The sequence below is a fragment of the Nocardia sp. NPDC005978 genome, from assembly GCF_040614455.1.
Classification (GTDB): domain Bacteria; phylum Actinomycetota; class Actinomycetes; order Mycobacteriales; family Mycobacteriaceae; genus Nocardia.
Window position 1 is genome coordinate 113,391 of the sequence record NZ_JBEXUS010000011.1, and the last position, 19,232, is coordinate 132,622.

A 19,232-nucleotide genomic window follows, 5' to 3' on the forward strand; every position below is an offset into this window, starting at 1 on the left:
GGGTGGCCGATGCCGGCGGGGTACGGCGGGCGGGCCCCCGGGCGCGGCACTGTCGGTACCCGGCGGCATTATGCGGGTATGGCGGGGAGCGCGCGACGAGACGAGCAGACGCACGACGAGGATCTGTGGACCGTGCCCGAACACTGGTGGGCGCGGGCAGAACCGTTCCGCGGGCACGGGGAGTTGCGGGCGCGCGCAATCGATCCCGCGGCGACCGCGGCGCTCGGCGCGGCGCTGGAGCCGTTCCGATCGAGCATCACCGAGAGTCTGGCGCAGCTGCGCGCCGCCGGGCTCGGTGACGTCGCCGATGCCGCCCAGACCTATCTCGACGCCCCGGAGTCGGCGGCGACGCCGATCGGGGCCGGGCTCGTCTGGGGACTGGTGGCCTACGACCGCTGGTCCTGCTGCGGTGCGATGATCGAGCACTACGACCACGTGCGCGCGGAGTTCGCCGATCTCTTCGCCGACAGCTGGGTGCTCGAGCACGGCGTGGGGTTCGCCGCCGAGGCGACGGTGTGGAACCGGAGCTTCCAGATCGAGCGCGTCCGGCGACCGGAAGGTGGCTGGCACAACGAGATTCGCGTCCTGCCCGGCGACCACATCGGCTGGACCAACTTCGGGAACATCGCCACGCGGGTGCGCGCGGACCTCGCCACCGCGCCGGACGCGGACCACACCGACGCGGTCCGGCGGCTCACGGCGTTGCGATCCGATCCTGGCGCGCTGTGGGCGCGGCTGGCGACCTCGTATCTGCTTCCGGAACAACGACACTGGCTCGATCAGGATCTGGCCGGACTGCCCCGTTCGTCCCCGTACGACCATCCGGTGTCCATGCTGGTCAGCGCGCTCACCACACCGGCGCAGCTGACCCGCTTCCTGGAGATCACACAGCCGCTCATGCGGGGCGACGCGCCCTTCTACAGTCTGCTGACCCAGGTCGGGCCGGACGCGGTTCCGGTCATCGAGGCCGAGTTCCGGCGCGAAGGCACGCGGACCGCGCAGGACGTCAAACCCCTCGCCGTCCAGCTGTCCGAGATCCCCACCGATGCCGCGTATCAGGCGCTGCTGGACCGCATGGACCACAAGGCCGTCCGGGCCGAGCTGACCCGGGCCACGGCCCGGTATCCGAAGCGGGCCATGCGCCTGCTGTCCCGGCAGGCGGCCGCTGCCGGCGCGCCGGAAGTCGTGCGCGCACTGCGTCTGCACGCGGTCGAACATCCGGAGCTGGTCGCGGAATATGTTGCCGAGCAGGCAGTTCCACTGCTCGAAACGGCCCGGCGACTGCCCGAGGCAGCCCCCGACGAACTACCCGCCGCCTTGACCGCAGCCGCACCGAAGCGGGGTGCGCGCGTCCCCAAATGGCTTGCGCCCCAGCTCCTTCCACAGCTGCGTGTGCGCGGATCGGACCGGGCGCTGCCCGAGGCCGCCGCCGTGCGCTGGGTGAGCCTGCTCATGGCGTGGGGACCGGACGGCGACGCACCCGGAGCCCCGGAGGTGATCGCGGCCGTGGATCCGGTATCCGCCGCCGCGTTCGGCTGGGCGATCTTCGACGCCTGGCACCTGGCGGCCTATCCCGCCAAGAGCGGCTGGGTGCTGCGTACGCTGGCCCTGGTCGGCACCGACGACACCGTGCGCCAACTGGTCCCGTTCATCAATGCCTGGCCCAGCAAATCCGGCAGCGCCCGCGCCGTCGAGGCGGTCGAGGTGATCGCCGCGATCGGCGGCGACGTCGCGCTCACCCAGCTGCACGGCATCGCCGAGCGCAGCCGCCACGACAGCGTGCGGACCAGGGCATCGGAGAAGGTCGAAGCGCTCTCGGCCGCACTGGGCCTGAACGAGCAGGAACTGGCCGACCGGGTGGTCCCCCAGCTCGGCCTGGCCGCGGGCGTCCGGACCCTGGACTACGGTTCCCGCCGGTTCACCGTGTCGCTGGATCATGAACTGCGGCCGCGGATCATGCTCGACGGCCGGTCGCTGCGGACACTGCCCCGGCCCGCCGCCACCGACGATCCCGAGCTGGCCCCCGCCGCCTACCGATCATTCCGGGAGTTCAGCGAGGAACTGAAAACCGCCACCGCCGAGCAGATTCGGCGCTTCGAATCCGCCATGCTCGACGGACGACGCTGGCGGGCACCCGCTTTCCGCTCCCTCATCCTCGAACATCCGGTGCTCGGTCACCTCGCGCGCCGCCTGGTGTGGGCGGAGTTCGACGCTACGGGTGCGGTGGCCGGCGCGTTCCGCGTCGATCAGGACCACAGTCTCGCCGACGTGGACGACGAGCCGTACGAGCTCGCCGAGGACGCCCTGCTCGGCATCGCGCACCCGCTGCACCTGGGCGATTCGCTGCCCCGCTGGCGGGAACAGTTCCGGGACTACGAACTGCTCCAGCCCTTCGAGCAGCTCGATCGCGACGTGCACGGCTTCACCCCCGAGGAGGCGGCCGGGGAGACCCTCGACCGCTTCGCGGATCGGCGGATTATCACCGGCCGCATCTACGGTCTGCGCAAATACGGCTGGGTGGTCTCGCACGACGGCATCTATCGCAGGTTCGGCACGTTCCGCGTGGTGCGGGTCGCCCTGTCTCCCGGGATTCAGGGCGGATACAGCTACGAGGCGGAGGAACAGCGGGTGGTCTCGGTGCGGCTGACCGGCGGCACGTTCGGCGCCTTCGACCCGGTCACCGCCTCCGAGCTGCTGCGTCAGCTGGAGCGGCTGGCCGCGTGAGCCCCGGCGCGACGGCCGAAGAACGACCCCGCGCCGAGCTGGGTGCCGCTCGAATAGCCCTTGCCGTCCTGGGCCAGGGTCGCGGCGGCCGCACCGGCGGCGTACAGGCCGGGGATCGGTGAACCGTTCTCGCGCAGCACTTCCCCGTCGGCGGAGGTGTACAGGCCGCCGAGGGTGAAGCCCGCGTACAGCGCCTTGCCCAGGGTCAGGTCGAAGGCCGCCCACGGTCCGGTGTCCTGCGCGGCGAGGAAGTCCGCCGATTTGCCGAAGTCCGGGTCCTCGCCGCGTGCGGCGTTCTCGTTGTAGCGGTCGAGGGTGGATTGCAGTGCCTCGAAGGGGATTCCGAGCGCGGTCGCCATTTCCTCGACCGTCTCCCAGCCGTCGATGAACGGGGCCAGCGGGAACATGGGCCGTTCCATGTGCTCGGAGTCCACGATCAGATACGCCGCGGCATCCGGCTGTTCGAGCACGAACGCCGAGGTGCGGGCGTGATAGGAATCCTCGGCCACGAAGCGCTGTCCGTCGCGATTGACCACGAGGCCGGTGAGCAGCATGGCGGGCGGGTACACCGGCGCGGTCACGAAGGCCTGCTTCATGTTTCGCGCCGCGCCGCCCGCGGCCAGGCCCAGGCGCAGGCCGATGCCGTCGTCGTAGGTGGTGCCGAGCACGAAGGGCTTCTCCGCCAGCCACGGCACATGTTCGGCGACCATGTCGGCGTTCATGACGAAACCGCCGGTGGCCAACACGACCGACTTCGCCCGCACCGCACCGGTTTCCCCGGGCCGGCGCCAGCTCACCCCGACGATGGTCCCGTCCGGGTCGGCGATCAGGTCGGTCACCCCGGTCTCGTACCAGACGTCGACCTCGAGCGCGGCCGCCCGCTTGACCAGCAGGTCGATCACCAGCGCCGCGCCCTGGGTGTCGCCGGGCACCGGCACTTTGTGCCCGCGCGGGGCGGGCACGGCCTGATCTCGGTACGGGAAGACCTTCTCGTTGCCGGTGTACATCAGCCCCTCGGTGCCGGGCTGGATGACCGCCTTCTCCGGGTAGTAACTGCGCTCGAATTCGAATCCCAGGCTCTCCAGCCAGGTGAAGTGCTCGACGCTGCCGTCGCAGTAGGCGCGGATCTTCTCCGGTTCGGGTTCGCGCGCAACCGAAGTGAGGTACTTGTACATCTCCTCGGCCGAATCCGCGTGCCCGGTGGCCTGCTGCACGGGGGTACCGCCGCCGAGGTAGAAGTGGCCGCCGGCCAGCGCGGTGGTGCCGCCGGCCACGGCCGCGCGCTCGAGCAGCAGCACCCGCGCGCCGCGGCTCGCGGCCTCGACCGCGGCGCAGCCACCGGCGATGCCGAAGCCGGCGACGAGCACGTCGACCTCGGCCGTCCACTCGGTAATCGATTCCGCCGCAACAATATTGACCGGCCGTGCGCTCACTGTGCTTCCCTCTTGATCTGTTCGAAGAACTTCCGCATATTCTCGCCGACCTCGGCCACCTCGATGAAGGGCACTCCGGCCGCCGCGCCGTCCAGGTAGGCGAAGCGCATCTGCCCCGCCATGTCGCCGCGCTGCACCACGTCCAGGCCCTGCGCCGCCGCGTCTTTCAACGTCTGGTCGAAATCCTCGGGCTCCACGCAGATGTGGTGCAGTCCCGGCCCGGAGGCGTTCAGGAATTCGGTGTAGATGGAGTCGCCGCGCACCGGCTGGATCAGCTCGAGCTGGGTGTCGCCGTTGTAGGCGAGCGCGATGTGCGCGGTGAAGTCCGCGGGGGCGCCGCGGTAGGTGCACGTTTCGGGTCCGAAGTGCACCTCGGGCATGCGCGTCCACTTGCGCGCGCCAAGCACCGTGCCCAGGAAGCTCTCGCTCACCTCGATGTCGGGGACCACCCATGCGATCTGGGTGATCGGCCCGTGCGCCACCGTCATGCTCGCTCCATTCACCGATCCTCCCGGCAGTTAATCACAACCGCTTAAATGCGCAGTCCGCAAACTCAGAACTTGCCGGGCCCCGAACGCGACGCGGGCCCGGCCCCCGAGGGGACCGGGCCGTCGCGGGCAACCGGCTAGTTCGCGGTCTTCTTGATCAGCTTGATCACCAGGAACGACACGACGCCCATGATGCTCATGACGCCGATCATCAGCACGCTGGACAGCCACGCCATGGTGCTCACCGGCAGCCGGTAGGCCAGCACGATCCGCAGCGCCGACTCGGCCACCAGGGCGATGCCCCAGGCCAGGGCCAGGGTCGAATGCAGCCGTCGCACAGCCGGATTGGTGCGGTACGCCTCCTCCATGACGTCCAGGTGCGGCGATGCGGCGAAGGCCTTGCGCGCGGCGGCGTAGGTCAGCGGCTTGCCGATCAGCGCGCTGATCAGGAAGGCCGCGCCGACGACCACGGTGCCGAAGGATTCCCGCACGATCACCATGCGCGCGTCCCCGCTCACCAGCGCGCCGGCCAGCCCGACCAGGAAGCCGCCGAGCACGACGCCCGCGAACAGATCGACCTGGCGCGCCCGCACCGCCCCGAAGACGACGATGGCGGCCGAGCACAGCGCGCCGCCCAGCAGGGCGACCAGGTCCGAGTACCCCAGCGCGTGCAGCGCGTAGTAGGCGGCGACCGGAATCGCGATGTCGCGGGCGATGGGCGCGAGCATGCTCACGAGCGACGGGCGGTCGGTCTTGCCCTGCGGGGCGGTCACGGCGGGCGCGGTGGTGGTCATGGCTGGCACTCCTCGTATTCGACTGTGCGCTACGAGAAATGACGCTACGGACGGCGAAACCCCGGCGGACCTGCCAACCATCACGGTCCGCCCATGACAGTCGTCATGGGCGGCGGGGCTAGGACGCCGCGGATTCGAGGCTGCGGCCCTTGGTTTCCGGCGCGCCCCACAGGCAGATGAGGAAGCCGATGACGGTGATCCCGGCCGCGTACAGGAACGTCGGCCCCATCCCCAGATTGGTCAGCGACCACGGCAGCAGGAAGGTGCCCAGCGCCGCGCCGATGCGGCTGACCGAGGTGGTCACCCCGACCGCCGTGGCTCGAATGTGCGTGGGGAACAGCTCGTTCGGATAGGTCCAGTCCAGCACGTTCGGGCCGCCGCAGAAGAAGGCGTACAGGCACAGCATGAGGAAGGCGAGCATCGCGGGCATGCCCGGCCAGATGCCGATGAACAGCACCGGCAGCACCATGAGCCCGAAGCACCAGACGATGACCGGGCGGCGGCCGATGGTGTCGATCAACCGCATGGCGGGCAGGCAGCCGATGAGGAAGACCATGCTGATGAGCGCGGTGCCGAGGGTGTCCATCCAGGTGCCCTCGGGCATGCCGAAGGAGGTCAGGATCTGCGGGCCGAAGGTGAGCATGGCGAACAGCACGGTGACCTGGCAGACGAAGAAGCCGCAGCAGAAGGCCAGGCGCTTGCGGTATTTCGTGTGCAGCAGGGCGCGAATCGAGCCGTGCTCCTCCAGGGACACGTCACCCTCGATCAGATCCGCCGGATCGACCTTGACGTGCAGGTACTTCTCGATCATTCGGGCGGCCTTCTCCGGCTTACCGTGCTGGGCCAGCCAGCGCGGTGATTCCGGGGCGGTGCTCTGCCGGATGATCAGGAAGAACGCGCACAGCACCGCGCCGCTGGCGAGCTGCCAGCGCCAGCTGCCGTCGCCGATGAAGGTCAGGCAGAGGTAGCCGACCACGTAGGCCAGGACCGATCCGGCGTACCAGGCCACGATCTGGAAGCCGAGCAGTTTGCCGCGCTGCTTGAGCGGCAACCACTCTCCCAGCAACGAGGTGGCGATCGGATAGTCGGCGGCGACCGCCATGCCGAGCACGAACCGCAGAATGACGATGAGCCAGATGGATTCGGCCCAGAAGGACGCGATCGAACAGGCCGCCATGACGACCAGGTCGGCGGTGTACATGACCTCGCGGCCGATCTTGTCGGTCAGCACGCCGAAAAGCGCGCCCCCGACGAACATTCCGACCAGGGCGGCGGCGCCGATCAGCGAGATGTCGGCGGTGCTCAGATCGAGTTCGGGGGTCATGCCGATGAGGGCCGTGCCGACGATGCTCAGGATGTAGCCGTCCAGCAGCGGTCCGCCCGAACACGCGATGGCGAGTCGTTTGTGGAATCCGGTGAAGGGGGCATCGTCGATGACGGTTGTCATAGCTCTCCTCGCGGACGCCTCGAACACCTCGGTTAGCTAATAACAAGCAAGCGTTGGCGAACGTACCCGCGACGCCGGGTGCCGGACCCGGGCGACACGCCGCCGACGCCGACTTTCCTGAATCGGCGCCGCGGGTGGGCGGGCATGGCGTTCCGGCGCGCGGCCGGGTAGGGTCCCCAACGTCTATTCAACGAGTTGCATATGCGAGGTGTTCGGTGACTTCCTTCCGACAGGCCGTCGAGGCGCGCGACGCCGAGGCCATCGAGGCCCTGCTCGCCGATGACGTGGTGTTCATCAGCCCCGTCGCCTTCAAGCCCTATCCGGGCAAGGCCATCACCGCGGCCATCCTGCGCGGGGTGCTGCGCGTGTTCGAGGACTTCCACTACGTCCGCGAGATCGCCAACGAGAACGGCCGCGACCACGCGCTGCTGTTCGAGACCAAGGTCGACGGCAAGGCCGTCACCGGCTGCGACTTCCTCACCTTCGACGAGCACGGCAAGATCGTCGAATTCATGGTCATGGTGCGCCCGCTCTCGGGTGCGCAGGCCCTGGCCGCCGCCATGGGCGCGCAGTTCGAGCGCATCCAGCAGGAGGCCACCGACCAGATCCTGCGCGAAACCGCCGGGGCGTAGGCGAATTCGCGGGTCGCGGCCCGGCCCGCGCCGGGTCGGGCCGCGCCGGGGTCAGTCCGCGACGGGCTCGGCCACCGCGGGCTCGGCCGCGCGCTGCCGGGTCAGCAGCCAGCCGACCGAGGCCGCGAGCGGGAACATCAGCACGCCGTACACCGCCGCCGGGACCGCCATCTCGGTGCTGTCCAGCACGCTGATCGCGATGGTGATGGCGATCGTGCTGTTGTGCACGCCGACCTCCATCGAGCAGGCGATGGCCTGCCGGAAGTCGATACCGAGCCAGCGCGGGATGAAGTAGCCGGCGGTCAGGCTGATGACGCAGAACAGCACGACGATGGCGCCGACCTGCACGAAGTAGTCGCCGAGGTTGGCGCGCTCGGCCGCGATGGTGCCCGCGACGACGATGGTGAGCACCAGCGCGGAGCCGATTCGCACGGGGCGGTCCATGCGGTCCGCGAACCCGACCGCGTACTTGCGCACCACCATGCCGAGCACGACCGGGATGAGCACGATCGCGAAGACCTGCACAGCCTTGCCGAATTGCAGTCCGAGCGTTCCGGATCCGTCGCTGGGGTCGAAGTAGCCGATGGCGAAGTTGGTGACCAGCGGGACGGTGACCACGGCGATGATCGAGTTGACCGCGGTGAGCGAGACGTTCAGCGCGACGTCACCGCGGAACAGGTGGCTGAACAGATTGGCCGTCGTCCCGCCCGGGGAGGCCGCGAGCAGCATCATGCCGACCGCGAGGATCGGCGTCAGGTCGAACAGCAGCACCAGGCCGAACGCCACCGCAGGCAGAATCAGCAGCTGGCAGGCCAGCGCGACGGCGACGGTCTTCGGGGTCCGGGCGATCCGGGTGAAGTCCTCGGCCGTGAGCGAGAGCCCGAGGCCGAACATGATCGCGGCCAGGGCCAGCGGCAGCCCCACGGAGACGAACGGTGAGTTCATGGTGTTCCTCAATCATCGAGCCGGGTCCGTGGACCCATATCTGAGACCGACTCGTCTCAGATTGGATGGAGGGTAGCTCGAGAGTGACCCGGGTCGCAGCATATCCGGACAAATCGCCCTAATAGGAGTTGTGCTCGGTAATCGAGTGCCGCGCGGAGGCTCGAAGGTGGGAGGCTGGGCCCATGGCCGATGAACAAGAAGTCCAAGCGAATTCCGCGGACGCGGTGCAGGAGTCGCCACAGGAGGCGACCAAGCGGAAGTTCCGGGAAGCCCTCGAGCGCAAGAACGGAACGAACGCCGCGGCGGGCGGGGCCGGCAAGAACACCGGAAAGGTGCACGGCGCGCACGCCGCCGCGGGTGGCAAGCGCACCTTCCGGCGTCGCGCGGGCGGATAGGACCGCGAACTCGGCCCCCGGCAGCGTCGCTGCCGGGGGCCGTTTTTCGTTCCGTCAGGTGTCGCGGCGGGCGCGTGCCCGGCGTTTGCCTTCGTGCATGGCCTGCACCCGGGCCACCGGGATGGTGTGGCCCTCGGCGATCAGGTCGGCGGGCAGGCGCTGCGGGGCGGGCATGTCCTCGGCCCAGGGATCACGGTCGCCGAGCTGTTTCAGCGCCGTGCGAATCGTGAAGTCGCGCGGGTGAACAGCGGGCAGGTCCGACCAGCTCACCGGGAACGACACCGTCGCACCGGGCCGGATCCGCGGGCTGTACGCGGCCACGACGGTGGCTCCGCCCGCGCGGGTCGAATCGAGAAAGACCTTGCCGCCCCGGTCTTCTCGGATGAAAGCCGTGGTGGCGAGTGCGGGATCGAGGCGTTCGGCGCGGGCCGCGATGGCTCGGGTGGCGGCAGCGGCGTCCTCCAGGCCCGCGTCCGCGACCGGGACGAAGATGTGAACGCCCTTGGAGCCACTGGTTTTCACCGCGCCCGCGAGGCCGTCGGCCGCCAGCGCCCGGCGGATCAGCTCCGCCGCGGCCACGGCCTGCGTGAACGGCTGTTCGGGCGCGGGGTCGATGTCGAGGACGAGATGTGTTGGCCCGCCGGAGTAGTCGTGCAGTTGCTCGGCGAGCAGCAGGGTGACGTGGTACTCGACCGCGCGCTGGTTTCCGAACCACAGCAGGGTGCGGACGTCCTCGCAGAGCGCGTAGGTGACTTCGCGTTTCGAGCTGCCCGCCCACAGGGTCACGCGCTGCACCCAGTCGGGCGTGTACTTGGGCAGGTTCTTCTGCATGAAAGGCTCCTGCCCCGGCCGCACCCGCACCACCGACAGCGGCCGCTCCCGCAGCCCCGGCACGAGCCGCTCCCCGACCGCCTCCAGATAGTCGATGAGCTCGCCCTTGGTGGCGTCCGCGCCGTCGAACAGCGGATCACCCAAACTGCTGAACTTCAGCCCGTCCCGAACCCCGTCGCCCATCGGCCCACCATGCGCCCCATCCGCACCCGCGTCAACCGACACGGCGCTACGGCCGGGCCGACGGCAGATCCCACCGGGACGCCGACGCCTCCCGGGCATAGGTGCGCTCGGGATGCACGGTGATCACGTCGACCCGCCCGACCAGCGGCTCGGGCACCACGTCCATCAGGTGCGCCAGCGACGGCACGATCACCGCCTCGGCATCCAGCCGGGTGATCTGGGCGTTGAGCCGAGCCAACGGCGGCCGGCCGAACTTCGGGTCGTACACCACCATGTCCGAGAAGTCGTAGCCGAACCGCTCGGCGAGCGTACGGATCTCGGCCTCGTCCCGCCCCCGGCTCCGACCCGACACCTGCACGTTCACGTACCCCAGACACGTTGGCCGGTAGTCCATCTCATCCCCTGATTCGTCCGGGTCCACGGCGGATTCTCGATCGCGGCGAGGTCTCCATTCCAGGTAGATCCCCGCATCGTCGTCGTCGCCGTAAGCGGTGGTTTCCAGTACCCCGCCGTCGAAGATGTAGAGCCTGCGGCGTTGCGGTGGTTGATGACTCACGATCCCTCCCCGGCAGACGGTCCACGATTGGTGAGGCGGTCCGGGGCCGAGACTCCAACGACCCCGGACGCCCGACATCGACGCTACGAAGAACAGGCCGGCGTAGAAACCGCGCGGCGGGAACGTAGCGGGACGTATCCTCCGAACATCAACGCCCCTCAACGTCCCAGAAGGGTACGGCGGCCATGCCCAACGAGCGGCTCCGCGCCACGTTGCTCGACAGCGATTACGACGAGCGCTCGCTCGCGGCTGAGCTCGGACTGGACCCGAAGAGCGTTCAGCGCTGGGTGACCCGAGGGGTGACACCCCGGCGCAATGCCGCGCTCCGCGCCGCCAAGGTCCTCGGGGTCTCACCGGTGTGGCTTTGGCCGAATCTGGAGATGGACAGGCAGGCAGCATCTCAGGCCGAAATCGTGACGCTGTATCCGCATCGTTCCGAAGTTCCCCGGCATCTCTGGCTGGATCTGCTCCAAAGCGCAAGCAAACGAGTTTGGCTCTACGCCAATGCGAGCCTGTTCCTTCCGGAGGATAATCCGGACTCGATCGAAATACTGAAGAGGAAAGCGGATAACGGCGCGGATGTCCGCATACTCATGGCTGACCCAGATAGCGAAATGTGCGTAAGGCGCGGCGTAGAAGAGCGACTGTTCGAGGGAATACCGGCACGCGTCCGCATGGCATTGTCATACTACGCTCCACTTGTAGAAACATCCGGGATTGCATTTCGACTGCAATCGGAAACGCTCTACAACTCGATCTTTATATACGACGACGAGATGCTGATCAACCAGCATGTCTATGGAATGTATGGATACATGGCCCCGATCCTCCATCTGCGCCGGATGATGGGCGGAGACTTCTTTGATATGTACGCCCGCAGTTTCGATCGAGTCTGGGATGTTTCCTCGGATATCGAAGAATCCAAATTCTGGAAACAACGTGTCGCGACCATGAGCCGCCACTAACTCCTCCTCAGCTCATATCCGAAATCTCGTCACGGCAGCTACAACAGCTTCGGTATCTCTGAGGTCCGGCAGGACTATCTCAGCCCCGGAGGCTCTGAGTTCTTCTATTCCGTCAGACCCCGACGCCACCGCGATGACATGGGCGCCGCCGTTCAACCCCGCCTCGACGTCACGGGTTGTATCCCCGATGACCAGGGTGTTGGAGCTATCGAATGACGCATCGAACTTTGCCGATGCCCGCTGCTGGGCGAAGGCGACCAGCCGGGCCCGTTCATCGTGGTCGGAGCCGTATCCTCCCACCTCGAAATCTATGAAGCAGTCAAGACCGAATGCCGATAACTTGACAATGGCATTCGGCCCCGTATTACCGGTGAGGACAGACTGAACGACCCCGCGCGTGGATTGGAGAATGGTCAGCACTTCACGAGCACCGGGCAGCTCGTGACCTCGTTCCCGTAAGGTGTCAATTTTCGATGCTGTCGTCGAATTCAAGATTTTCAGCAAGCTAGACATGAGGTCGGCGGTCGGCTCGATTCCATGATCTATGAGCATGTTCCGCATAACCACGGGCTCTGTTCTGCCATCGGTCCTTGCACGATGCTCCGCCGACCGACCAGTAAGCGTCTCGAACGCCAGTCGGTATATCTCCTTGTTTACCCCATTATTCTCGGTCAATGTATGGTCGATGTCCCATAGGACGAGCAACTCACCCATGCTGGGCGATCCTACCGGAGTAGCAGGGATCAAGCCCCAGGAGTTACCCAGACTTATTCGCAGCCGATGCGAGGGTTCACATGTTCCATGTCGTGCGCGATAGAACATCGACCGTCGACGGAATTATCTCCGCGCTAAGTTTTCAGCGCAGAGCGATCCGGATTCCCTTCCCATACCCGAAAGGTGATTTCGCGTCTCGGGAACGCAATCAGCGCCCGGCCCAAGCTTGCCCGTCCTCGCCCTACCCCCAGGCCCGGCGGGTACCGGGCAGACCGGCCCCGCCGTGTTCGTCCGGAACCACGCCCAGCACCTGGTGCAGTCCCAGGCCCCCGTCCTCGAAGCCCAGGGCGGAGGCGGCCATGTAGATCCGCCAGATTCGGGCGCGGCCCTCGCCGACCAGGGCGACGGCGGCGGGCCAGTCCCTTTCCAGGTTCGCGACCCAGGCGCGCAGGGTCAGGGCGTAGTGCTCGCGCAGGGATTCGACGTCGCGGACCTCGAATCCGGCCCGCTCCATGGCCAATACGACTTCGCCGACGTCGCGGAGCTCGCCGTCTGGGAAGACGTAGCGGCCGATGAACGAGCGCGGGGGGATCTTCGAGCCGCCGCGGGCGGAGATGGCGTGATTGAGCAGCCGGCCGCGGGGGCGCAGGAGTGCGCGCAGGGTGTCGAAGTATTCGGCGGCGCGCTCGGAGCCGACGTGCTCGAACATGCCGATCGAGGAGATGGCGTCGAAGTGCTCGCCGCCCAGGTCGCGATAGTCCGCCAGGCGGATCTCGACGTTCGCGGACAGGCCCGCCTCGGCGACGCGGCGGCGGGCGAGGTCGGCCTGTTCGCGGCTGATGGTGACGCCGACGACCTGTGCGCCATAGGTGGCGGCGGCGTGGATGGCCATCGAGCCCCAGCCACAGCCGACGTCGAGCAGGCGCAGGCCGGGGGTCAGGCCGAGTTTGCGGCAGATGAGGTCGTGTTTGGCGCGCTGGGCGTCGGCGAGGCTGACCGCGGGATCGGCCGGGCCGGTGCCGTCGTCGTGGGGCGCGGTGAACCGGGCGCAGGAGTACGTCATGCTCGGGCCCAGGACGAGGTTGTAGAAATCGTTGCCGACGTCGTAGTGGTGGCTGATCGCCGCCGCGTCCCGGGCGCGGGTGTGCGCGCGGCCGCGTCGCGGGCGAGCTTCCTCCCGGGGCGGTTCGGGCCGGCGGCCCAGTGCGCCGAGCCGCCCGGCCGCGCCGAGCGCGCGCACCGCACCGGCCGCTCCCAGGCGGGCGTTGCCCGGGACGGCGGTTTGCAGGGCGCGCAGCATGGCGAACAGGTCGCCGTCGAGGTCTGCGCTGCCGGACACGAAGGCCCGGCCGAGGCCCAATTCGCCCGGGGCCCAGACCATATGGGCCAGCGCGTCCTTGGACCGAATCCGCAGGGTGCCGGGCGACTGCCCGGCGGCCGGAGCCCGGCTGCCGTCCCAGAATTCGAAATTCAGGGGCGGCGACGCGCCGAATGCGAGGCGCAGCAGGGGTCGGAATGTCTCCGCGACTGTCGCGTCACTGCCCATATGTCCACTTTGCCCCTATCGTGCCGTCGAATCGGGGATCCCGGACGCGTGGCGGGCCGATCGCGATCGGCGCGCGAATTCGATCGGCGTGGACCGATGAATTCGTGTCCCGGGCCGGGTCTATACCTTCAGCACGCATTCTGCGTCCACGGTCAAGGGAGGACCCCCATGAGCCCGACAGCATTGCCGCCCATCACCGACGCCGACACCTGGCGGCACGAACTCGACGCCCTGCGCAAACGCGAGAAGGCCGCGACCCGCGAACTCGACGCCATCGCGGCGCAACGCCGCCGCCTGCCGATGGTCGAATTGCCCGACTACACGCTGGAGGGGGAGGACGGCCCGGTCAGCCTGGCCGACGTCTTCGACGGCAAGTCCCAGCTGATCGTCTACAACCACATGTGGTCACCGGGCAAGGAATGGCAGTGCCCCGGCTGCACCGGTTTCACCTCGCAGTTCACCCGCCTGGAGTTCCTCGACAACTACGACGCCCGCTTCGTGATCGTGACCCAGGGCCCGATCGAGGAGGCCCTGGCCTACAAGAAGCGCGTGGGCAACAAGATGACCTGGTACTCGACCGCGAACAGCCCCTTCGGCTCCGACGTCGACGCGGCCCCCGAGGAGGGTTTCGCCGTGAACGTCTTCCTGCGCTCGGGCGACACCGTCTACCGGACCTGGCACACCAACGGCCGCGGCACCGAGCAACTGACCCACACCTTCTCCCTGATCGACCTGCTCCCCTACGGCCGCCAGGAAGAATGGCAGGACTCCCCAGAAGGCTGGCCCCAGTCCCCCACCTACAGCCGCTGGGTCGGCTCGGAGGACGTGGCCGCCGCCTACGGCAACGCGTAACCCTCACAACGGTTCTCGCGGGCCGGTGAGTTCACCCCGGCCCGCGAATTCCGGGGTCCTTGATATCCGCGCCCCGAGAATTGCGGGCAGCCACACACCCACGTAGCTATTCCCTTCCCGGCCGCTGGAAGTTAGCGTTCCTCGACCCCCTCGTCAGGGGTCCGGGATAGAGGAGTCCGGGGATGGGAACACGCAGCGATATGGCACGTCGAATTGTTTGGGGCACAACTTCTTTGGCATTCGCCTCGGCATTGACGGCGCTCGCCGCCGCGCCGGCGTCCGCCCTCGACATCGAGCTGTCGCCCGGCCAATCCTTCACGGTGGGAACGGCATACACGATCTCGTATCACACGGACGTGGAGCAGACCGGCCACCAGATCGTGTTCACCGACAACGGCGAGTGCTTCACCGGCCGCTGGGTTCCCGGCCGTCCCGCCTATGGCTCCTCGAACAAACAGCAACCCGAGAACCTCTGGGTCGGCTGGACCCCCACCACCCCCGGCCCCCACACGATCACCGCGACGATGAACGGCCGCACCGTCTCTCAAACGGTCTACGTAACCCCCGCCCTCGGCGGCACCCCGCCCCTGCTCCCCAACCCCCGCACCGGCTGCGACGGCCCCAAACCCGGCGGCCTCCGCGCGGAGCTGGAAGCAAACCTGCCCTGAGGTGACGGTTCCCCGGTCCGGACCGGACCGGGGTTCTTCGCACCGAAAACCGGGCGCTACCAATGCCCTTGAAATGTGACGTCGTCCACCACGGCCGGCCACGGCGGCGGCTCGGGTCGCAAGTTGTACGTCAGATGGACGATGACGTACCGAACGTCCGTGTCGCCGACGTCCCCGACCCGCACCACGACATCGTCGTAACCCGGCCCGTAGGCAACAACCTCGAGGGCCCGCCCGAATAGCTGATGCCCCACCCCGATCTCCGCGACCAGTTCCCCGGTGGCCGACTCCCGGTCCGCTCCCCGCCCCGCCGGCCGGTAGTAGCGGCTCTCCCCGAGGTTCTCCCAGTCGATCCGCGGCCCCCGCGGGTCATTCCCCTCCACCCGCGCCCACAGCTGCCGAAATTCATGGAATCCGCTGCTCCGATCAACCGAATCATCGAAGGTCCTGATCAATCGATGGGCGTCGGACAACAACTCCTTGGCCGCTCCGGGGTCGTCCTCCGCCAAACCCTGCCGAACGATCTCCAACAGCGCACGTGCTTGATAGAAGGCAGGCTCGTCGTCGTAATACCGCGTCGAGGTATCGGTCCGCTCCGCCGCCAACCGCCGAAAAGCGGCAACCCTCTCCCCCACATCCCCGATCCCCAGCGCTGCGCTGTACTCCCGATCCTCATTCACCCCAGAATCCCCCTCACCGTGCAATTGCCAGGATTCCCGCAGCCTCGGATCGTTGAGTCGTACCGTAATCCGGAACCACGAAACAGGCCATCGCGAGAGGACCGATCATGACTTCGATGTCGCCCGAACACACGGGGTCGAACCTGCATCCGCTGATCGAGCACCCGGCCAACGCTGCCCGGCTCGCACAAGGCATCGCTCAGCTCGAGTCCGGGGACACCGTCGAGGTCGACCTCGAAAAACTCTCGAAAGAGCTTAAATGAAGGCCACTTTCACGAAGAACGCGTTCGAGGACCTCGACCACCGGCTGGGATGTCGCGGGACAGGGCCAACTCGGTGATCTTCCGCGCCACCGCCCCTGCCTCCGATGTGTTCAGTGGGAGCGGACGGAACTCGCACGCCGTGACATCCGTGCCGTTGCCACCGACCATCGTGGACCCGGTCACCCCACCGGCGTAGTAGCGCCGGGTACTTTCCCACCCCGACCGCGTTCCAAGGTCGAAGAAGTACTCGATGAACTCGGTCAGGTAGACCGGCTCACCCTCGAGCCGAAGTCCCGTCTCCTCCAGCAACTCCCGATCGAGGGCATCCAGATGGTCCTCGCCCTCCTCCAGACCGCCCCCGGGCAGATCCCACAGCCCTTGTCCCGCGTACCCGTCCCGCACCAGTAATACGGTGTCGTCCCGTATAGCCACGATGTAGGCCGAGGTCCGTTGAATCAGGTCCTCTTCGGGCACCAGATGCGCGTCGCCGTTGATGTCCCGGCACAAGTAGGTCCTACCCGCGTGACTCCCCATTCCCCTGATTCGGAGCAGTCGCGGGAGCGGACCGGTCACCCCACCGGGCGGGCCCGGTAATCCAGCTCTTGGCGTCCGGCCGCAGTCGACATGGCGACGCGCTTCGAACCGCCCCGTCGGATCCGCGGGCGGCCGAAACGACGAAGGCCCGGTCCCCGAGGACCGGGCCTTCGTGTCAGTGGAGCTGCCGGGAATCGAACCCGGGTCCTCCGCCGTGTCACCAGGGCTTCTCCGTGTGCAGTTCGCTTCGTCTCTACTCGGATCTCCCAGTCATGCGAACAAGCCAGGATGACGATCCCAGTCGCTGTTTGATGTTCCGTTCAACTCCGCGACCGAGCCGAACGGTAAGCCCTCTAGCTGATGCCAGTGACCGGGTCGAGGGCGAACCCGGGCTGACAGACACGCTTCGCTACTTAGGCAGCGAGAGCGTAGTCGCGCTGATTGGAATCGGCGCTTATAGGGTTGCAGCGACGCTTATACAGTGGTCTCCTGCCTGCACTGACACGCTTCCCCTGAATCAACGTACGCAGTCGAAACCGTTCAGCCCCGTCTGTGTTCACCGATTCGAGTGAACCACCCGGCTCGCACCGGGCCCAGTCATACTAACACCGCTGAAACAGCGGATCATCCCATTATCCGCGCGTCACGCGGGCGTTTCCGACCTGCGCGTTCCCGGAGGAACGGTCAGCCGCGCATGCCCTTGATCCGGCGCCCGACCTCGCGGACAACCTCCCGCTCGGCATCGCGCTTGGCCAGGTCCTGGCGCTTGTCGTAGTCCTGCTTACCCTTGGCCAGCGCCAGCTCGACCTTGACCTTGCCGTCCGAGAAGTACATCGACAGCGGAACCAGCGTCAGGCTGGACTCCTTGGTCTTACCGAGCAGCTTGTCGATCTCACGGCGATGCAGCAGCAGTTTGCGGGTGCGTCGCGGCGCGTGATTGGTCCACGAGCCGTGCGAGAACTCGGGCACGTGCAGGCCACGCAGCCACACCTCACCGTCATCGATGCTGGCGTAGGCGTCCACGAGCGACGCCTTACCCTCGCGCAGGCTCTTCACCTCGGTGCCGACCAACGCGATCCCGGCCTCGTAGGTGTCGATGATCGCGTAGTTGTGCCGCGCCTTGCGGTTCGTGGCGATAACCTTGCGCCCCTTTTCCTTCATAACGACCAACAATAATCAGCCGCGCCAGCCGTTTATTCCACACGCCCGCAACCGCCCCGGAACCCGGCCGGCCGGGCAGCCCCCACACTTGCCCACAACCGGTGAACCAGCAGGTAGCGGGCCGAACGCCGAGCCCGTCATGCCCCAGGAATTGCTGGCACGGCGGTTTTCTGAAATCGAGACTTTTCACTCATTCCGGACGTTAGCGTTCCTCGACCCCGCCGATCGGGGTCATGGAACAAGGAGCGATGGATGAGTACACGCAGCGGCCCGGCTCGCCGAATCGGCTGGGGCGTAACGGCATTGGCCGCGATCTCGGCCACGGTGGCGATGGCCGCACCCCAGGCGTCGGCCGGCGTCGGCGCGCTGGTGGCACCGGACGAGCCCGTGGTGGCGGGGACCACGTATCGCGTCGACATGTGGCTCGAGAGTGACAGCGACGCGGCCTTCATCGGCGAGAAGTACGTCGTCACCGACAACGGCAAGTGCATCTACAGCGTCACCGTCAGCTGGGGATTCGGATCCACGATGCTCCAGAGTCCGGCCAGATTCCGGTGGACTCCGACCACCGCCGGTTCTCACACCGTGACCGCGAAGTCGTACGGGACCTACGGCGTCCGATCCGATTCGTTCACCGTGAACGTCGCCGAGGCGCCCGCGGGCAGCACACCCGAGCCCGCCACCACCACCGGATGCGACGGCAGCGGCAGTTTCGGCGGCAGCTCCGGCTCTGGTGGCGCGGGCTCCTGAGATTTTCCATCACCGCGCCGGTGACTCCCACAGTCGCCGATCTTGCGTCGCGTGTAAGAACCAAGGACAGATATGAGCACAAACAGCACAGTTCGCCGCCGCATCGGCTGGGGCGTATCGGCTTTGGCGGCGACCTCGGCCGTGGTGGCCGTGGCCGCACCACAGGCGGCGGCGGGCGTCACCTGGGTCGACGTTCTCGGGACCACGTACACGGTGGGCAGCGAGTACACGGTGCAGTACATGGTCGAGGCCGACCTGGGCACGATCTTCAACAACCGCGCGTATTTCCGTGACAACGGCGTCTGCCTCGGCAGCGGTACGGGGTACAGCCCTGCCGCGAAGGTCCCCAGTTTCACCTGGACCCCGGCAACGCCCGGGTCGCACATCATCACCGTGAGCGTGGGCGGGAAGAGCAAGTCCGAGACCGTCACAGTGGTGGCCGCCGCACCAGGAACGCCGCCTGTGCAGGTCCAGGAATCCGACGATTGCGCCGGGGACACCGGAAGCTTCGGGTCGGGCAGCTCGGGCTCGTAAGCCCGTCGAGCCGGCGGCGTTGGGCAGGGCGCCGCGCATGAGAAAGGCCCCCAACCGAAAACGGTTGGGGGCCTTTCTAAGTAGTCCCGACGGGATTTGAACCCGCGCTACCGCCTTGAGAGGGCGGCGTCCTAGGC

Annotated in this window: 21 protein-coding genes and 1 other RNA gene; 9 read left to right on the forward strand and 13 right to left on the reverse strand. The window is 67.5% G+C overall.

Annotated features, from left to right (window positions below):
* The first annotated feature begins 78 nt into the window (after window positions 1-78).
* Window positions 79-2,724 (forward strand): DUF4132 domain-containing protein, encoded by a 2,646-nt coding sequence (locus ABZ319_RS07595; RefSeq protein ID WP_354985520.1) that lies wholly within the window; start codon window positions 79-81, stop codon window positions 2,722-2,724.
* Here ABZ319_RS07595 and ABZ319_RS07600 read toward each other — a convergent pair.
* The 4 genes from ABZ319_RS07600 to ABZ319_RS07615 all read right to left on the reverse strand — a co-directional run bounded on the left by ABZ319_RS07600 (window position 2,700) and on the right by ABZ319_RS07615 (window position 6,886).
* Window positions 2,700-4,157, reverse strand: coding sequence for an FAD-binding protein (locus tag ABZ319_RS07600; protein WP_354985521.1), 1,458 nt, complete (start codon window positions 4,155-4,157; stop codon window positions 2,700-2,702). The genes ABZ319_RS07595 and ABZ319_RS07600 overlap by 25 nt on opposite strands.
* On the reverse strand, window positions 4,154-4,645 hold the full coding sequence (locus tag ABZ319_RS07605) for a VOC family protein (RefSeq protein ID WP_354985522.1): 492 nt from the start codon (window positions 4,643-4,645) through the stop codon (window positions 4,154-4,156). The genes ABZ319_RS07600 and ABZ319_RS07605 overlap by 4 nt, the downstream gene beginning before the upstream one ends.
* 137 nt (window positions 4,646-4,782) lie before the next feature.
* A complete protein-coding gene (locus tag ABZ319_RS07610; protein WP_354985523.1) occupies window positions 4,783-5,439 on the reverse strand; it encodes a VC0807 family protein in 657 nt (218 codons plus the stop codon).
* A gap of 118 nt (window positions 5,440-5,557) precedes the next feature.
* Window positions 5,558-6,886, reverse strand: coding sequence for an MFS transporter (locus ABZ319_RS07615; protein ID WP_354985524.1), 1,329 nt, complete (start codon window positions 6,884-6,886; stop codon window positions 5,558-5,560).
* A gap of 215 nt (window positions 6,887-7,101) precedes the next feature.
* Here ABZ319_RS07615 and ABZ319_RS07620 point away from each other — a divergent pair, with 215 nt between their 5' ends.
* Window positions 7,102-7,518 (forward strand): nuclear transport factor 2 family protein, encoded by a 417-nt coding sequence (locus ABZ319_RS07620; RefSeq protein ID WP_354985525.1) that lies wholly within the window; start codon window positions 7,102-7,104, stop codon window positions 7,516-7,518.
* 51 nt (window positions 7,519-7,569) lie between these two features.
* Here ABZ319_RS07620 and ABZ319_RS07625 read toward each other — a convergent pair whose 3' ends face one another.
* A complete protein-coding gene (locus ABZ319_RS07625) occupies window positions 7,570-8,463 on the reverse strand; it encodes a bile acid:sodium symporter family protein (protein ID WP_354985526.1) in 894 nt (297 codons plus the stop codon).
* Window positions 8,464-8,645: 182 nt separating this feature from the next.
* Here ABZ319_RS07625 and ABZ319_RS07630 point away from each other — a divergent pair, with 182 nt between their 5' ends.
* The gene (locus ABZ319_RS07630) at window positions 8,646-8,858 is read left to right on the forward strand and encodes a DUF5302 domain-containing protein (RefSeq protein WP_354985527.1); all 213 of its coding nucleotides are present in this window, start codon (window positions 8,646-8,648) and stop codon (window positions 8,856-8,858) included.
* 54 nt (window positions 8,859-8,912) lie between these two features.
* Here the strand turns inward: ABZ319_RS07630 and ABZ319_RS07635 are convergent, their stop codons facing one another.
* The gene (locus ABZ319_RS07635) at window positions 8,913-9,872 is read right to left on the reverse strand and encodes an ATP-dependent DNA ligase (RefSeq protein WP_354985528.1); all 960 of its coding nucleotides are present in this window, start codon (window positions 9,870-9,872) and stop codon (window positions 8,913-8,915) included.
* Window positions 9,873-9,918: 46 nt separating this feature from the next.
* A complete protein-coding gene (locus tag ABZ319_RS07640; RefSeq protein WP_354985529.1) occupies window positions 9,919-10,428 on the reverse strand; it encodes a hypothetical protein in 510 nt (169 codons plus the stop codon).
* Window positions 10,429-10,613: 185 nt separating this feature from the next.
* Here ABZ319_RS07640 and ABZ319_RS07645 point away from each other — a divergent pair, with 185 nt between their 5' ends.
* Window positions 10,614-11,393: an XRE family transcriptional regulator gene (locus ABZ319_RS07645; protein WP_354985530.1), complete on the forward strand. Its 780-nt coding sequence runs from the start codon at window positions 10,614-10,616 to the stop codon at window positions 11,391-11,393.
* Between the two features lie 12 nt (window positions 11,394-11,405).
* Here the strand turns inward: ABZ319_RS07645 and ABZ319_RS07650 are convergent, their stop codons facing one another.
* A complete protein-coding gene (locus ABZ319_RS07650) occupies window positions 11,406-12,107 on the reverse strand; it encodes an HAD hydrolase-like protein (protein WP_354985531.1) in 702 nt (233 codons plus the stop codon).
* Window positions 12,108-12,348: 241 nt separating this feature from the next.
* On the reverse strand, window positions 12,349-13,653 hold the full coding sequence (locus ABZ319_RS07655) for a cyclopropane-fatty-acyl-phospholipid synthase family protein (RefSeq protein WP_354985532.1): 1,305 nt from the start codon (window positions 13,651-13,653) through the stop codon (window positions 12,349-12,351).
* Between the two features lie 168 nt (window positions 13,654-13,821).
* Here ABZ319_RS07655 and ABZ319_RS07660 point away from each other — a divergent pair, with 168 nt between their 5' ends.
* A complete protein-coding gene (locus tag ABZ319_RS07660) occupies window positions 13,822-14,505 on the forward strand; it encodes a DUF899 family protein (protein ID WP_354985533.1) in 684 nt (227 codons plus the stop codon).
* 182 nt (window positions 14,506-14,687) lie between these two features.
* Window positions 14,688-15,173: a hypothetical protein gene (locus tag ABZ319_RS07665; protein WP_354985534.1), complete on the forward strand. Its 486-nt coding sequence runs from the start codon at window positions 14,688-14,690 to the stop codon at window positions 15,171-15,173.
* Window positions 15,174-15,229: 56 nt separating this feature from the next.
* Here the strand turns inward: ABZ319_RS07665 and ABZ319_RS07670 are convergent, their stop codons facing one another.
* On the reverse strand, window positions 15,230-15,853 hold the full coding sequence (locus ABZ319_RS07670; RefSeq protein WP_354985535.1) for a hypothetical protein: 624 nt from the start codon (window positions 15,851-15,853) through the stop codon (window positions 15,230-15,232).
* A gap of 116 nt (window positions 15,854-15,969) precedes the next feature.
* On the opposite strand from ABZ319_RS07670, the gene ABZ319_RS07675 reads away from it, so the two are divergent.
* Window positions 15,970-16,116 carry a hypothetical protein gene (locus ABZ319_RS07675; RefSeq protein WP_354985536.1) on the forward strand — a complete coding sequence of 49 codons (147 nt, stop codon included), beginning with the start codon at window positions 15,970-15,972 and terminating at the stop codon, window positions 16,114-16,116.
* A 9-nt stretch (window positions 16,117-16,125) separates the two neighbouring features.
* Here ABZ319_RS07675 and ABZ319_RS07680 read toward each other — a convergent pair whose 3' ends face one another.
* The 3 genes from ABZ319_RS07680 to smpB form a co-directional block, all read right to left on the reverse strand.
* A complete protein-coding gene (locus tag ABZ319_RS07680) occupies window positions 16,126-16,650 on the reverse strand; it encodes an NUDIX domain-containing protein (RefSeq protein ID WP_354985537.1) in 525 nt (174 codons plus the stop codon).
* A 176-nt stretch (window positions 16,651-16,826) separates the two neighbouring features.
* Window positions 16,827-17,198: a transfer-messenger RNA gene (gene ssrA, locus ABZ319_RS07685) on the reverse strand.
* Window positions 17,199-17,334: 136 nt separating this feature from the next.
* Entirely contained in the window at window positions 17,335-17,811 is a 477-nt protein-coding gene (gene smpB / locus ABZ319_RS07690; RefSeq protein ID WP_354985538.1) for an SsrA-binding protein SmpB, read from the reverse strand.
* A gap of 252 nt (window positions 17,812-18,063) precedes the next feature.
* Between smpB and ABZ319_RS07695 the strand changes: the two genes are divergently transcribed.
* Complete coding sequence (locus ABZ319_RS07695; protein ID WP_354985539.1) at window positions 18,064-18,561, forward strand: hypothetical protein; 498 nt, start codon at window positions 18,064-18,066, stop codon at window positions 18,559-18,561.
* A gap of 72 nt (window positions 18,562-18,633) precedes the next feature.
* Entirely contained in the window at window positions 18,634-19,095 is a 462-nt protein-coding gene (locus tag ABZ319_RS07700) for a hypothetical protein (protein ID WP_354985540.1), read from the forward strand.
* Window positions 19,096-19,232: the final 137 nt, after the last annotated feature.